The organism is Cellulophaga lytica DSM 7489 (genome assembly GCF_000190595.1).
GTDB classification, from domain to species: Bacteria; Bacteroidota; Bacteroidia; order Flavobacteriales; family Flavobacteriaceae; genus Cellulophaga; species Cellulophaga lytica.
Map to the genome: position 1 here is coordinate 3,259,637 of NC_015167.1, position 15,793 is coordinate 3,275,429.

The following is a 15,793-nucleotide window of genomic DNA, read 5'->3' on the forward strand; positions in this document are numbered from 1 at the left end:
ATAATCAATTAAAAAGATGTAATTTCGCGGCTGGTTTTAAAAAAAACACCCGAATGAAACGTATAAATCAATATAAAAAGATGTTTTCTGTAGAGAATTCTATAGATCTTAAGTCGTTAAAAACTAGCTACAGGAAGCTGGTTAAAGAATGGCACCCAGATAAGTTTCAGGAAGGAGACGCAAAACGTGAAGAGGCTGAGATTAAAAGTAGAGAAATTATAGATGGCTACCATTTTTTGGTAAGCATTGCTCCAGAGACTAAGTTGGCTAATGCAGAAGAGTATAAAGCTTTGACAACTGCTTCTGGTATTTTAGACTTTCAACACAAGGGTCAGCTTTTAGAAATTACTTTTTTAGACGGTACTACTTATGAGTATTTTGGTGTTCCTAAAAAAATATACATTAAAATGATTAACTCAGACAAGATTTATCGTTTTGCAAAACGCAACATATTTGAGTCTTATATGTACCGTAAATCTAAAAAAACAATGCAAGAAGCATAGTAACTTATATGTTTAAGTTGTAGTAGCTAAATTGTTGTTTTTGTAATATATAAAGTTAAAAAAACAATTTTTATTGTGTTTGTTATACATTAAAAAGCCCGTAAACTAATTTGTTTACGGGCTTTTATATTTAGGTGTAAAATATCTTGTTTACTTATTTAATTCTGCAACTAGTTTTTCAGCAACTAACTCAGACGAAGCCGGGTTTTGACCTGTAATTAAATTACCGTCTTGTATTGCATATGCAGCCCAATCTTCTTTTTTAGAGTAAATACCACCATTTTCTTTTAACATATCTTCAACTAAAAATGGTACTACATCTGTAAGTTGTACGGCTTCCTCTTCAGAATTTGTAAATCCTGTTACTTTTTTACCTTTTACTAGTGGGTTACCATCTACATCTTTAACACCTTTTAAAGCAGCAGGAGCATGACAAACAAATGCCACTGGTTTTTTCTGTGCATTAAATTTTTCAATTAATGCAATAGATTTTTCATCGTTGGCTAAATCCCATAAAGGACCGTGACCACCAGGATAAAATACAGCATCAAAATGATCTGCATTCATATCTGCTAAAACCTTAGTGTTTGCAATTTTAGCTTTTGCATCTGCATCGTTATTAAAACGCTCTGTGTCTTCTGTAGCTGCATCAGGAGAATCACTACTTGGATCTATTGGAGCAGCACCACCTTTTGGTGTAGCCATAGTAATTTCTGCGCCTTTATCTAATAAATTGTAATATGGATTAGCAAATTCCTCTACCCAAAATCCTGTTTTTTTACCAGTGTCTCCTAATTTATCGTGTGATGTTAAAACAAATAATACTTTCATTTTTTTATCTTTTTTTAATTCTGTTTTTTCTTCTAAAACTTTTTCAGAAGATTGTTTTTCTTTTTTGTTATTGCAAGCTGTAACTGTTAATATAACAAGTGCAATAACTGCTGTTTTAATTAAATTCATTTTAGCAATTTAGTATGCCATTTTTACAATTTTTTCTGCATCTTCTGGCAATAATGCTTGGCGCTCACCTAATTTCCAGCCACGTTCTGTAAAACGTTTGGCTATTTCTTCTGCAGTACCTTCATAATCTTTTGTATAGTCAGATAATTTAGTATCTATACCTAATTGGTGAAAGAATGCCTCAGTTTTTTCTATAGCAGCATAAGCTTTATCATCAATACTACCTTCCGTTACATTCCAAACACGTTCTGCATACTGTGCTAATTTTTCCTTTTTAGCTTCAAAATTGTATTTGTAATGACTAGGAGTAACTACTGCTAATGTACGTGCGTGGTCTATACCAAACAAAGCTGTTAACTCGTGTCCCATCATATGTATTGCCCAGTCTCCAGGAACTCCTTGTTGTATTAAGCCGTTTAAAGCCATTGTACAACTCCACATAAAGTTAGATGCAGCTTCATAATTTGTTGGGTCTTCTACTACAGTAGGCGCAACCTCTACTAATGTTTGTAAAATACTTTCTGCAAAACGATCTTGTAAAAGTCCGCCTGCTGGGTAGGTCATATACTGCTCTAAAACGTGTGTAAAAGCATCTGTAATACCGTTTGCTAATTGGCGCTTAGGAATAGATGTAATTACTTGTGGGTCTAGTATAGAAAAAGTAGGGAACAATGCTGGTCCGCCCATAGATAGTTTTTCTTTGGTTTCTTCTCTAGACACTACCAAGCCAGAATTCATTTCAGAACCTGTAGCTGGTAACGTTAGTACTGTTCCAAAAGGTAAACCTTTGTTAGGGCGCTCTTTGTTTTTTAGCATTTTCCAAGGCTCTTCACCTTCATACAAAGCCGCAGCAGATAAAAATTTGGTACCATCTATTACAGAACCACCACCAACAGCTAATAAATATGTTACATTTTCCTCTTTAATAACTTTTAGTGCTTCCATAAGTACATTGTACTCAGGATTTGCAGGAATACCACCAAACTCAATCATATCTACTTTAGCTAAAGCAGTTTTTACTTGGTCATATATTCCGTTTTTTTTGATACTGCCACCACCGTAAAGCATTAAAACTTTAGCGTCTGCAGGTATTTCTGAAGTTAATTTTTCAATTGTATTTTTCCCAAAAATTATTTTAGTTGGGTTTTTGTATTCAAAATTGTTCATTTTCTTTGTGTTTTTAGGTTGATAAAAATTTTATCTCTTAGATTTTCACAATCATTTTCCCTTTGTTTTTACCATCAAACAGATCTATAAAGGCAGTAGGGATATTTTCAAACCCTTCTACAATAGTTTCTGTGTAGGTTAACTTGTCTTGTGCCAGCCAAGTAGATAATTCTTTCATTGCTTCTGGGAATTTATCGGCATAATTAGAAACAATAAAACCTTGCATTAGTGCACTATTCTTTACCAAAAATGGTTGTACACTTATACTTTTAGGCAATTCTGTGTTATTGTAAACAGATATTGCACCACATATTATAATTCTTGCAAACTTATTAATGTTAAATAAGACAGCGTCAGATATTGGTCCGCCTACATTATCAAAATAAACATCAACTCCATTTGGCGCAGCTTCTGCAATTGCAGCAGTCATATTTTCAGTAGTATTGTAATTAATACCAGCATCAAAACCAAATTTAGATTTTAGCATTTCTACCTTTTCATCTGTACCTGCAATACCAATTACATTAAGTCCAAGAATTTTTCCTATTTGACCAACAACGCTACCAACAGCACCAGCTGCGCCAGATACAACAAGTGTTTCACCTGCTTTAGGTTTTCCAATTTCTGTTAATCCTAAATAAGCAGTTAAGCCCGTCATACCTAAAATGCCTAAATATGCACTTAATGGCGCTTTAGATTTGTCTACTTTTAAAAGGCCTTCTCCTGTAGATACTTGTTGTGTTTTCCAGTCTAACATACCAGAAACAAAATCGCCCTCTGCAAAACTTTCATTTTTAGAAGCTATTACTTTTGCAATAACACCAGAATGTATAGGTTTATTTAACTCAAAAGGAGGAACATAAGATTTAGCATCGCTCATTCTTCCTCTTAAATAAGGATCTACAGAAACATAAGTGGTTTCTAATAGTATTTCGCCATCATTAATGCTAATGTCAGATTCATCCTTTACAAATTCAAAATCTGAAACTGCTGGCCTTCCAACAGGTCTGTTTTTTAATAAAATTGTCTGAATCATAATTTTGTTTTTATTCAATTACTGTTACTAAATCTTCAGTACTCTTACGCACTTTTACTAAATTTACTAACCAATCTTCATCTGCTTTTCTGTATCCTAAAGGCAATAAAACGGCGCTGCGTAACCCTTTTTCTCTTAAACCTAAAATTTCATCAACAGCAGCAGGATCAAAACCTTCTAACGGAGTTGCATCTACTTTTTCATAAGCAGCAGCCATAATTGCATGTGCAAAAGCAATGTAAGCTTGTTTGGCAGCGTGGTTAAAATTTTCTTCTGCATCTCTTTGTGGGTACATATCTAACAGCATTTTTCTGTAGTTTTCCCAACCTTCGTTTTTAAAACCACGAATTTCATTTGTCAAATCGAACATATAGTTAATACGCTCTGGAGTGTATGTATCCCAAGCAGCAAAAACTAGTAGGTGAGAGCAGTCTGTTATTACAGATTGGTTCCAAGCTATTGGCTTAATTTTTTCTTTTATTTCTTGGTTTTTTACTACTAAAATTTCAAAAGGTTGTAAACCACTAGAAGTAGGAGCCAAGCGAGCAGCTTCTATAATTCTATCAATTTTATCTTCAGCTACTTTTTCGCCATTCATTGCTTTAGCAGCGTATCTCCAATTTAGTTTATCTAATAACTCCATTATAGTTTATGTTTATTAATTTGTTTTTTAAGCTTTTATACTGTTCCAAGCAGCTAAATAAGCCTCTTGTATATGTTTTTTGTTAAGGGTAATTGCTCCTCTTTTTTGTGATATTATTAAAAAAGATAAAGGAATAATTGTGTAAGCGTACATTAAATAGTCTGATAATTGGTTTAAAACACCCTCTTTTCTACCACGTTCCCAAAGATCCAATAATGTCTGAAAATGCTTTATTCCTTCTTCTCGGCTAGGTTCATCAATCATAGGTGTATTATCACACTGAGCTAAAAACATAGCTTCTTCACAATTTTTAAACTTAAAATCTGCAATTCTGTTCCAAATAATTTTAAACCCTTCTTCTACAGACATTTCTTCCTTATAGGTTTTAAAGGCATATTCTGTAAATTTTTCTTTAACCTCTATGTATGTCTTGTTCACCAAGTCTTGTTTATTTTCAAAATACAAGTAAATGGTAGCAGGCGATACATTGGCCATTTTAGCAATTTTAGACATAGGTGTTGCATGAAAACCATTGTTATTAACCAACTCTATGGTTGCTTTAACAAGGGCATTACGCTTATCTATGCTTTTCTGTAATTTAGCCATAACTTTTATTTTCTGATACAAAGATATATAAAAATGAATGTTCATTCTTTTTTTTAACGATATTTAATATCATCTTAACAAAAACGTTAATTAAGAGCCTTATATGTTAATGGGTGTTACAGCACCTAGTGTAAGGTTGTCTAAAGTAATATTGTGTATGCGTACACGCACCAAACGTAGGGTAGGGAAACCAACGGCAGCAGTCATTTTACGTACTTGTCTAAATTTACCTTCGGTTATGCAAATACTAATCCAGCTATTAGGTCTGTGTCTGCCTAACCTAATTTTAGTGCTTGGTTCTGGTATATTTTTTGGAGTTTCTATGTGTTTTACAATACAAGTTTTTGTTGTGTAAGTAGTACCATTTAATCCTATTACTACTCCTTTTTCTATTTTATGCAAAGCTTCATTAGTTATTATGCCATCTAACTGTGCGTAGTATTCTTTTTCTATACCTGCTCTGTTAATTGTATCACTTAATTTGCCATCTGTAGTTAAAAGTAGTAGTCCTTCAGATTTTTCATCCAAACGACCAATGGGCATTATACCTTGTGGAAAATTATAAAATTCAGATAAAAACTTTTTTTTAACTTGATTATTGTCATTACTAGCCAACTGACTAAGTACACCATATGGTTTGTACATTTTATAATGAATATGTTGGCTATTAGGCATAAAAAAAGATGTTGTAATTGCAAAAATAGAAAGAAAAACAGAACTGCTCTACTGTTTTAAGTTCTATAAATATTAAGACAATTTTAAGAGGTTAGAGGCAGGAACAAAAGTATCTTTATATCCAATTTAAAAAAACTATTATTAATGAAAAAAATATATACTGTAGCCCTTGTTACTATTTTGTTTGCCGCTTGTAAAGATGGTAAAACAAATACAGAAACAACTACCAAAAACACTATGAACACAACAGAAAACCCATTATTAGTGGCAAGTAAACTACCTTACGGAGCACCAGACTTTACGCTAATTAAAAACGAACATTTTAAGCCTGCTTTAAAGCAAGGTATTGCTGCGCAAAAAGCTGCTGTAGAGAAAATAGTAAACAATACAGAAGCTGCTACTTTTGATAATACTATTTTAGAATTAGAAAAGAGTGGAACACTATTGCAAAGTGTACAAAATGTTTTTTATGGCCTTACAGGCGCACATACTAATGACGATTTGCAAGCGGTACAAGAAGAAATGGCACCTAAATTCTCTGAGTTGCAAGATGGTATTTACTTAAATGACAAATTATTTAAGCGTGTAAAAGAATTATATGTTAAAAGAGATAGCTTGGTTCTAGATCCAGAATCTTATAAATTATTAGAAACTTATTTTGAAGCGTTTGAAAAAGCAGGTGCAAACTTAAGCGCAGCTGATAAAGAAAAACTAAAAACGTACAATACTAAATTAGCTACATTAACCACTGCGTTTAATAAAACACTATTAGCAGCTAATAATGATGGAGCTTTAGTTTTTATGAATAAAGAAGATTTAGCAGGTTTAACAGAATCTCAATTAAAATCTTTAGAGAATAAAGACGGAGAGGGATGGAAAATTCCGCTACTAAATACTACGCAACAACCGTTATTGCAAAGTTTAGAAAAAAGAGCTACTAGAGAAAAAATATTTATGGCTGCTTTTAACAGAGCAGATGGTACTAAAAATGATACTAAAGACATTATTACTAAGATAGCAGAACTAAGAGCTAAAAAAGGAGCTTTATTAGGCTTTAAAAATTATGCTGAGTGGAGTTTACAAGGTACTATGGCAGAAAAACCAGAAAATGTATTTACGATGTTTAATGGTTTAATACCTGCAGCTACTACTAAAGCAAAAAATGAGGCAGAAGAAATACAAAAAATGATTGCCAAAAATGGAGAAGATTTTACTTTGGCAGCTTGGGACTGGAACCGTTATGCAGAAATGGTAAAAAAAGAAAAATACGATTTAGACGAAAGTGCTATTAAACCATATTTTGAGATTAAAACAGTTTTGGAAAAAGGTGTTTTTTATGCAGCAGAAAAATTATATGGTATAACATTTAAAGAACGAAAAGACATTCCTACTTACCATAAAGATGTTATGGTGTATGAGCTATTTGAAGAAAATGGAGACCAACTGGGCTTATTTTACGCAGATTATTTTGCCAGACCAAGTAAAAGGGGTGGTGCGTGGATGAGTAATTTTGTAACACAGTCTCACTTATACAATAATAAACCAGTAATATACAATGTGTGTAATTACCCAAAACCAGCAGAAGGTGATGAAGCCTTACTAACTTATGATGAAGTTAGTACTATGTTTCATGAGTTTGGACACGCATTACACGGCTTTTTTGCAAACCAAGAGTACCCTTCTTTATCTGGTACTGCGGTTGCTAGAGATTTTGTAGAGTTCCCTTCTCAGTTTAACGAAAATTGGGCTTTATATCCAGATGTTTTAAAAAACTACGCACTACATTACAAAACAGGAGAGCAAATACCACAAGCTTTAATAGATAAGATTAAAAAAGCAGGTACATTTAATCAAGGTTATAGCTTAACAGAGAATTTAGCAGCTTCTAATTTAGATATGAAATGGCATACTATTAGTCCAGACTTTACAATATCTAGTGCCAGTGCTTTTGAAAAAGATGCGCTACACAATACAAAACTAGATGTAGTAAGTGCTGTGCCACCACGTTACAGATCTACTTATTTTGCTCATATTTTTGGAAGTGGTTATGCTGCCGGATATTACTCTTACTTATGGACAGAGATGTTACACCATGATGCATACAATTGGTTTGAAAACAATGGTGGTTTAACTCGTGAAAATGGGCAACGTTTTAGAGATATGGTACTGTCTAGAGGCAATACTGTAGATTTAGAGGCTATGTATAAGAACTGGAGAGGTAGTGATCCTAAAATAGAACCTATGTTAAAAGCACGTGGTTTAAAATAATGTGCTTTAAAAAATATATTACTAAATATAAAGGAGCCTTGTAAGGCTCCTTTTTTATTTTTAGTGTAATAGATTTGGCATTGTTTTTAAAGTACTGTATTTGTACTATAAACTTAGTATTTAGCGAAATCCTTTTCGTGGTTTTAACATATTTTAAAGGTTTATTTTCTCAATTTTCAATGCCTATTTTTTACATTTACCTTAACCAACTAATCTAAAAACTTGCAAAACTCAATAAAAACATATAATAAAATTTCATCTGGGTTAGATTTAAAAATAGAACCTTTTGATAGTACCAAAAGGTATACAAAACCACATAAGCATAACAAGTATTTAGAGATTGTTTATTTTACCCAAGGTACTGGCTACCATCACATAGATTTTAAAAGTTATAAAATAGAACCTCCCGTATTTTTTTTAATAAAAAAAGACCAGGTTCATAATTGGGAAATAGATACTGAACCCAAAGGTTACGTTATAATTATTAAAGAATTATTTTTAGAAAAAACGCTAGATAAATTTATAAATACACAGTTGCACAAACTTAAAAACAGTTCTAAACTTAAAATTAAAGAGGTAAACAGCTCTTTAGAGTACTTGTTTAAAGCTATTAGTTTAGAAATGAAGCAAGATATTGTTAACCAAGAAGTTGTAGAAGGTGGCTTAAAGTCTATTTTAGCTAAGTTGGTTGGCTACACAAATACAAATTTTGTTACAGATTACACAAGTTTGAGTTCTGGTTTTTTAGATTTACTATCTACTCAATTAAAAAATAATGTAGCTTTTTACGCCACCCATTTGCATACTACTTCTCAGAACTTAAATGCAATGTGCAATAAGGTTTTTGGTAAAACAGCATCAGATGTAATAGCAGAGCATATTATAAAAGAAATAAAAAGGCAGCTGCTATTTACAAACAAATCTGTAAGTGATATAGCTTATGATTTAGAGTTTAAAGATACATCACACTTTACAAAATATTTTAAACGTTATGTGTTGCAAACACCTTTGCAATTTAAAAAAGCTGCTAATACATAAATTAGACCATTATTTTGTTAATAACACCATTCTTACGATAAAACAACTACTACTTTAGCTTTCAATAAAAATAATAGTATTATGAAAATGAAAACACTTTTTTTACTGATGTTTTTCTGTTTTATTGGGCAAAACCTTATGGCTCAAATAACCGGTAAAGTAATAGATGCAAGCACTAACCAAGCCCTAGAATATGCTACAGTTGCATTGTACAAAAAACAAGATTCTGTTTTGGTTACTGGTGTTATAACAGAGTTAGATGGTTCTTTTAAAATACCAAACATAAAAGCTGGCAGATATTATTTAGAAGCGTCTTTTTTAGGGTATACAACTAAAACTATTAGCCCTGTATTACTATCTAAAAAAGGAGAAAGACTGAGTTTGGGAGCTATACAATTGACTTTAGGTAACCAATTAAACGAAGTTGTAGTGCAAGCAGAGCGTTTAGCGGTTGTACATAAAATAGACCGTCAGGTTTTTGATACTAAAAAATACCAAAATAGTGAAGGTGGTTCTGCAGTAGATGTTGTAAAAAACTTACCATCTGTAACTTTAAATGGTCAAGGAGAAATAAGTGTTAGAGGTAGCCAAGGTTTTTCGGTACTAGTAAACGGTAAACCAACACAAGGAGATGCTAGTGCTATTTTGGCTCAATTACCAGCAAATGGGTTAGAGTCTGTAGAACTTATTACTGCTCCGTCTTCTAAATACGACCCTGAGGGTAAAGGCGGAATTTTAAATATTATAACTAAAAAAGGAGCTATAAATGGTACCTATACACAGCTTAATGTACGTGGTGGTTTTCCGTCTATAGAAGAATACAATACAAAAGAAGCAGCACAACGTTACGGAATAGATGCTACCTTAAACAAGCGAACAGACAAATGGAATTTTTCTTTAGGCGCTAGTTACCAACGTAATGATAAAACCGGTAGGAGAGAAGGAGATATGTACATTGTTAATGAAGCTGAAAATAAAATAACTTTTTTACCTTCTGATGGTGAGCGTAGTTTTGATGAAGTAAGTTATAACGGAAGATTTAATGTAGATTACACACCTAACAAAAATAATAGTTATTCGGTTGGTTTTTTTGCAGGAAAACATACCAAAGATAGACTGGCAGATATTGTTTATTATGACAACCACGCAATAGCACCAATAGAAAGTGACTCTAGGTTGTATACTTTTACATATTACAACCATAACCTTAGAACAAGAAAAGGTGATTTTGCATTGGGTAGTTTTGATTATGAACATAAGTTTACTAATGAGTCTAAACTAGCGGCATCTATTTTGTATGAATATACATTTTTAGGAGGACCAACGGAGAATGACAACCTTGGTTATCCAGACAATAATATTGTTTACCAGCAAGAATATAATACTAATGATAACCCGTTATATGGTACACGTTTTAATTTAGATTATACTTTTAAACCTTTTACATTTGGAACAGTTGAAACAGGTTATCAATACAGAAATTTAGACCATACAGGTGAATTTGTATACCAAAGAGATGGTGTTTTGGTACCAGAGTTTTCTAGTGATGTTAGTTTAAATAGAACTATACACTCTGGCTATGCACAATTAACAGGAGCTGATAAAAAATGGGATTATGCAGCAGGTTTACGTATAGAGTCTATGGATAGAGAATATGAAGAATCTTTAAAAAGTGAAATTTCTCCTAATAGTTATAAGTATGATTTTGTAAAGCTTTTTCCGTCTGCATCTTTACAATTTAAAATTAATGATAAAACAAAACTAAAAACAGCTTATAGTAAAAGGGTAGAGCGTACAACAACTTTTAAAATGAATAGTTTTGCAGAAAGAGAACACTCTGAAGTTTTTGAACAAGGAGACAATAAATTAGAGCCAGAGTTTATAGATTTAGTAGAAGTAGGAATAACAAAAAAGTTGAAGCAAGGAAATTCTTTTTTTGCTACAGCCTATTATAGAGGTGTAGAAAATGTAATAAATAGAGTTAATGTGCTTGCATACCAAGAAAATGGAGCTGTAATAGATACTATTATAAACCGTGTGTATTCTAATGTAGGTAAAAGCAACTCTTATGGTTTAGAAATTGGAGCTACAATAAAACCAACTAAAAACTGGACAAATTTTATTGGAGCAAATGTTTATAGTTATAAAATTAATGGTGTTTTAAACTTTAACCACAGAGATGGTGTTGCACGTACTTACGGTATAAATAGTAAGGCTACTATATACTCTGTAAATCTTAACTCAACTTACAATTTTTGGCAAAATGCAAGTGCACAGTTCTCTTTTAATTATTTATCTGATAGAAATACTGCAATGGGAGAAGACTCTAGGTTTTACTCTCCAAATCTTACGCTTAGAAAATCGTTTTTAGATAATAAATTAACAGCCACGTTACAATGGCAAAATATAGATATGGGCTTATTAAACACTAATGAGCAACGTATTACAACGTCTAGACCTGGTAAATTTTATACCACAACAAATTACAGGTATGAGGTAGATATGGTGTCATTAAATTTATCATATACATTTAATGCAACTAAAAATAAATCTAAATTTATTGATAGTGAATTTGGAAAACGAGAGTTTTAATTAACCTGTTAGATTTGTAAATTAAAAGCCTAGTTAATGTTTGTATAACTGGGCTTTTGCTTTTAGCTAAAATAGCTCTTTCTTTACTTTGTCATAATAACTGTCACTTACTGGTATGTTTATACTAGATAGTAGTAAATCTCTGCCTTTAAGACTTGTAACTTTACTTTTGTTTACAATAAAAGACCTGTGTACACGCATAAATAAATTTGGATCTAAGGTTTTTTCTAAAGATTTTAATGTCTGGTGACTCATTATCTTTTTACCATCTTCTAAATAAAAATTAACGTACTCACTATCACTTTCTATATGCGTAATGTGCTGTAATTGTATTTTATGCAAGTCATAACCAGATTTAATAGTTATAGTAGTATTATTAGTATACTTATTAGGGATTTCTGTTGTTTCAAGTTTATTTACAGCTTGTAAAAAACGTTCAAAAGTTATAGGTTTTAATAAATAATCTAGAGCGTTTAACTCATAGCCTTGCAAAGCATACTCAGAATAAGCAGTTGTAAAAATTATTTTAGTAGTAGCGGGTATCATTTTAGCAAAATCTGTTCCCTTTAAATTAGGCATTTGTATGTCTAAAAAAATAAGGTCAATTGTATTTGCTTTTAGTGTTTGTATAGCGTCAATAGGGTTTTCGTAATCAGCAACAAGCTCTATGTAATCTAATTTACTAATATAGCTAGTTAATAAGCCCCTAGCTAGTTCTTCATCATCAATAATAATACATTTATACATTTTGCTGTAAATTTAATTCAACTTTAAAAATACCATCAGTTTTAGAAATAGCTAATGTATGTTTATTAGGGTAAAGTATTTCTAGTCTCTTTTTTACATTATCTAAGCCTATACCTCCTACATCATCTTTTAAAATATCTTTAGAGGCTATGCTATTTTCTACTTTAAAATTAATGTTACCATTGTCTGCCGTTAATTTAATAGTAATAAATGTAGCATTAAATTGTTCTATATTACTATGTTTAATGGCATTTTCTACAAATGGTATAAGTAACATTGGGGCAATTTGTATACTACTATCTTTTACGTTAAATGTAGTGTTTATAGGGTATTTTTTACTGCTTTTTAAGGTAAAAAGTTTTATGTAGTTCTCTATATATTCAATTTCTTTAGAGAGGAGTACAAAAGGTCTCTCGCACTCATATAAAACATACCTTAGCATTGTAGATAAATAACTTATGCTTTCTTGGGTTTTAGCAGTATCTATAGCAGATAACGCATAAATGTTATTTAAAGCATTAAACAAAAAATGCGGATTTATCTGTGACTTTAAAAGTTTTAATTCTGTTTCTAAATTTTCATTTTTACTAATAATTATTTCTTCTTCCTTTTTTTTAGTATACACAATAAACTCTATTACAGTAGCTAAAATATATGCAATAAATAAAAGTAATATTTGTGTAAACTGCCTAGACGGTGGCCTTGGTATGTTTTCCCTATTTATATTAGGTAATTCTGCAGCCTGTGGTATTCTTGGTAAAGGCAAAGGACGTTCTTGAGGGAGTAACACAGACATTAGAGCTATAAAAATACCCAGAGCTATTACAGATATTATAACAAATTGTAAATGTTTTTTAGGGAATAAAAACTTTGGAGCAGTATAAAAAATTAATAATGCTATTAATACTATTTGTCCTAAAAAAGAAAATAAGTTTTGCTCTATAAAATTTGTAGCCCAACCTTGTTGTGACCATAAAACAAACCACAAAGCAAACCATAAAATGGATTGAGAAATAAATCTAATTGTTGTATTCATACTGCAAATAAATGAAAATAAAAATCAATGTATGTTTAAAAAACAGCCTATTTACCCAGTGTAAAATAGATTTGGCAGAATATAAAAACAGTTTTACAGAAAGCTTAGCTGCATTCACTTAAAACCAAACATCTGCATTAATCTTATGCTCATCTTTGAAATCTAAAATAGTAGAATTTTAAAAATAAAAAGATGAAAAATACAACAGTAAAAAAAGGAGTTTTAGTAGTAGCGTTAGTAGCATTTGGTGCAATGGGATTAAAAGCACAACCACCAAAAGGAGAACAACGTAAAAGACCTACGTTAGAAGAGATTTTTAAACAGATGGACGCTAATGAAGATGGTAAACTTACTAAAGAAGAGGTAAAAGGACCTTTAAAAAAAGATTTTAAGAAAATTGATGCCAATGAGGATGGGTTTTTAACTAAAGAAGAAATAGAAAAAATGCCTAAGCCAGAAAAGAAAGAGAAACCATCTAAATAAAACTTATGAAAATTTCTAAATTAAAATATATACCATTATTTAGTATAGCAACTATTGTTACTGTAGCATTTATTGCCTGCAGTAATGATAGTAATTCTGATGAGGATGCTATAAATAATGATGATACAAGTGCTGAATTACACGCAGCTTTTGCAGAGTTTGATTCTGAGAATGTAACAATTTTATTAAATGGTACAGAAGTAGAAATAGAAACTAACGGAATGCCAAACCATACGTCTCCGTATTGGTCTAATACTACAGAACGTTCTGCTGTAGACCCAATGGGTAATACGTTAACTACAGAAGCAGCAGATAGTAATCATCCTTTATTTGTAGAGCCTACGGTAACTAGTTTTGAAAAAATGGCTCCAGGTAATATTGATGATTTTAATGGATCATATTCTTTGACTGTTCCCCAAACACCAACTAAGGCATCTACAAGTACTTCTACTGGTTTAGGAGCTATTGGTATAGCTGTAAGTGGTGCAATGATTTATAATGATGAAGAAGGACCAAATGTACCTTTAGATGATGCAGTAGGCTCTTTAGATTATACAGCAGCACATACAGGTCCGCAAAGTTACCATTACCATTTAGAAACCAAAGCATGGTCTAATGATGATGAAAATTTAATTGGTATTATGGCCGATGGTTTTTTCTTATATGGTAGAAAATGTAATGCTACAGGCACTTATCCTACAGATTTAGATGCTTCTGGCGGGCATACAAGTACAACACAACACTCAACTGAAGAAGAATATCATTATCACATACAAAATGAGTTATATCTTAACCAATTTTACATTCTATTCCCAGGAGATTACCAAGGTACGCCAGCTACTATTTTATAAGTTGTTGTTAGTTGTTGCTTTACTGTTTGTAACTAGTTGTACAACGGTTACTGCTGTATCAAAAAAGAACTTAGAAGTAAAAAATAATCAAGGGCTTGTGTATTATAAAAACAAGCCTTTTACTGGCTTAGCTATTAGTTTTTATAAAAATGGTGGCAAGTCTGAAAGTATTAGCTATAAAAATGGAAAAAAAGATGGCAATTACCAAAAATGGTTTTATACGGGTGATCTTAGTTACCAAGCATATTACAAAAACGGAAAAAAAGAGGGCGTGGCTAAGTCTTGGTGGAGCAATGGTAAACTAAGGTCTAGATCTGTTTTTGAAAACGGAATTGTAAACGGTATACAAAAGCAGTGGTACAAAACAGGAGCAAAATTTAAGGAGATGAATATTGTAAACGGAAAGGAAGAAGGCTTGCAAAGAGCATGGCGTAAAAACGGAAAAATATACAATAATTATGAAGCAAAAAACGGTAGAATTTTTGGACTTAAAAGAGCAAATCTTTGTTTTCAATTGGAAGATGAAATTGTACAGGTTAAATAGCTTGTTTACAGCATTTTTACTTGTTTTTACATTGTTAGGATGCAATAATAAATCTAACAGTGAAAAAGAGAGTGCTTTACCTTATTACGGTGAATCTAGTTTTACTCCAAAATGGTTGGCTACAGATAGTAAAGAAGCTATGGAAATGCATAGAATACCCAATTTTAGTTTAATAAACCAAAACGGAGAAGTAATAACACGTAATACTTTTAAAAATAAAATTTATGTAGCAGATTTTTTCTTTACTAGTTGTTCTGGTATTTGTCCTAAAATGACAAGTAATATGTCTGTATTACAAGAAGCTTTTAAAACAGATGATGATGTTTTGTTGTTATCACATACGGTAACTCCGGAGACAGACACAGTAGAAGTTTTAAACGAATATGCAAAAACTAAAGGTGTTAAGCCTAACAAATGGCATTTAGTTACTGGTAGTAGAAGTGAAATTTATAACTTAGGTAGAAATGCCTATTTTATAGAGGAAGACTTAGGAGAACTAAAAACAGATGATGATTTTTTACACACAGAAAATTTTGTTTTAATTGATAAAAACCAACACATTAGAGGTATTTATAACGGGTTAAACAAAACTGCTATACAACAACTTATTGCTGACATTAAAACTTTAAAATAAGAGTCTTAAT

Annotated in this window: 16 protein-coding genes; 8 read left to right on the forward strand and 8 right to left on the reverse strand. The window is 31.7% G+C overall.

What is annotated here, in order from left to right; all coding sequences use genetic code 11:
• Window positions 1–53: 53 nt before the first annotated feature.
• On the forward strand, window positions 54–503 hold the full coding sequence (locus CELLY_RS14270; protein WP_013622399.1) for a KTSC domain-containing protein: 450 nt from the start codon (window positions 54–56) through the stop codon (window positions 501–503).
• Window positions 504–653: 150 nt separating this feature from the next.
• Here the strand turns inward: CELLY_RS14270 and CELLY_RS14275 are convergent, their stop codons facing one another.
• From CELLY_RS14275 to CELLY_RS14300, 6 genes are all read right to left on the reverse strand, one after another.
• Entirely contained in the window at window positions 654–1,463 is an 810-nt protein-coding gene (locus tag CELLY_RS14275) for a type 1 glutamine amidotransferase domain-containing protein (RefSeq protein WP_013622400.1), read from the reverse strand.
• Window positions 1,464–1,472: 9 nt separating this feature from the next.
• Complete coding sequence (locus CELLY_RS14280; protein ID WP_013622401.1) at window positions 1,473–2,630, reverse strand: iron-containing alcohol dehydrogenase; 1,158 nt, start codon at window positions 2,628–2,630, stop codon at window positions 1,473–1,475.
• A 37-nt stretch (window positions 2,631–2,667) separates the two neighbouring features.
• Complete coding sequence (locus CELLY_RS14285) at window positions 2,668–3,666, reverse strand: NADP-dependent oxidoreductase (RefSeq protein WP_013622402.1); 999 nt, start codon at window positions 3,664–3,666, stop codon at window positions 2,668–2,670.
• A 10-nt stretch (window positions 3,667–3,676) separates the two neighbouring features.
• Window positions 3,677–4,309, reverse strand: coding sequence for a nitroreductase family protein (locus CELLY_RS14290; RefSeq protein ID WP_013622403.1), 633 nt, complete (start codon window positions 4,307–4,309; stop codon window positions 3,677–3,679).
• A 27-nt stretch (window positions 4,310–4,336) separates the two neighbouring features.
• Entirely contained in the window at window positions 4,337–4,915 is a 579-nt protein-coding gene (locus CELLY_RS14295) for a TetR/AcrR family transcriptional regulator (RefSeq protein WP_034643971.1), read from the reverse strand.
• A gap of 99 nt (window positions 4,916–5,014) precedes the next feature.
• Window positions 5,015–5,590: a pseudouridine synthase gene (locus CELLY_RS14300; RefSeq protein ID WP_013622405.1), complete on the reverse strand. Its 576-nt coding sequence runs from the start codon at window positions 5,588–5,590 to the stop codon at window positions 5,015–5,017.
• Between the two features lie 144 nt (window positions 5,591–5,734).
• Here CELLY_RS14300 and CELLY_RS14305 point away from each other — a divergent pair, with 144 nt between their 5' ends.
• From CELLY_RS14305 to CELLY_RS14315, 3 genes are all read left to right on the forward strand, one after another.
• Window positions 5,735–7,858, forward strand: coding sequence for a M3 family metallopeptidase (locus tag CELLY_RS14305; protein WP_013622406.1), 2,124 nt, complete (start codon window positions 5,735–5,737; stop codon window positions 7,856–7,858).
• Window positions 7,859–8,080: 222 nt separating this feature from the next.
• Complete coding sequence (locus CELLY_RS14310) at window positions 8,081–8,896, forward strand: AraC family transcriptional regulator (protein WP_013622407.1); 816 nt, start codon at window positions 8,081–8,083, stop codon at window positions 8,894–8,896.
• A gap of 81 nt (window positions 8,897–8,977) precedes the next feature.
• Window positions 8,978–11,488: a TonB-dependent receptor gene (locus CELLY_RS14315; RefSeq protein ID WP_013622408.1), complete on the forward strand. Its 2,511-nt coding sequence runs from the start codon at window positions 8,978–8,980 to the stop codon at window positions 11,486–11,488.
• Window positions 11,489–11,554: 66 nt separating this feature from the next.
• Here CELLY_RS14315 and CELLY_RS14320 read toward each other — a convergent pair whose 3' ends face one another.
• Both CELLY_RS14320 and CELLY_RS14325 read right to left on the reverse strand, forming a co-directional pair.
• Complete coding sequence (locus CELLY_RS14320) at window positions 11,555–12,235, reverse strand: LytR/AlgR family response regulator transcription factor (RefSeq protein WP_013622409.1); 681 nt, start codon at window positions 12,233–12,235, stop codon at window positions 11,555–11,557.
• Window positions 12,228–13,271, reverse strand: a complete 1,044-nt coding sequence (locus CELLY_RS14325; protein WP_013622410.1) for a sensor histidine kinase — start codon at window positions 13,269–13,271, stop codon at window positions 12,228–12,230. Before CELLY_RS14325 ends, CELLY_RS14320 begins: the two co-directional genes overlap by 8 nt.
• A gap of 192 nt (window positions 13,272–13,463) precedes the next feature.
• On the opposite strand from CELLY_RS14325, the gene CELLY_RS14330 reads away from it, so the two are divergent.
• From CELLY_RS14330 to CELLY_RS14345, 4 genes are read left to right on the forward strand one after another with little or no spacing between them, the layout of a single operon-like run.
• The gene (locus CELLY_RS14330) at window positions 13,464–13,754 is read left to right on the forward strand and encodes an EF-hand domain-containing protein (protein ID WP_013622411.1); all 291 of its coding nucleotides are present in this window, start codon (window positions 13,464–13,466) and stop codon (window positions 13,752–13,754) included.
• A 5-nt stretch (window positions 13,755–13,759) separates the two neighbouring features.
• Window positions 13,760–14,605: a YHYH protein gene (locus tag CELLY_RS14335; RefSeq protein ID WP_013622412.1), complete on the forward strand. Its 846-nt coding sequence runs from the start codon at window positions 13,760–13,762 to the stop codon at window positions 14,603–14,605.
• Between the two features lies 1 nt (window position 14,606).
• Window positions 14,607–15,149, forward strand: coding sequence for a toxin-antitoxin system YwqK family antitoxin (locus CELLY_RS14340; RefSeq protein ID WP_042257113.1), 543 nt, complete (start codon window positions 14,607–14,609; stop codon window positions 15,147–15,149).
• Window positions 15,127–15,783, forward strand: coding sequence for an SCO family protein (locus tag CELLY_RS14345; RefSeq protein WP_013622414.1), 657 nt, complete (start codon window positions 15,127–15,129; stop codon window positions 15,781–15,783). The genes CELLY_RS14340 and CELLY_RS14345 overlap by 23 nt, the downstream gene beginning before the upstream one ends.
• The last annotated feature ends 10 nt before the right edge of the window (window positions 15,784–15,793 follow it).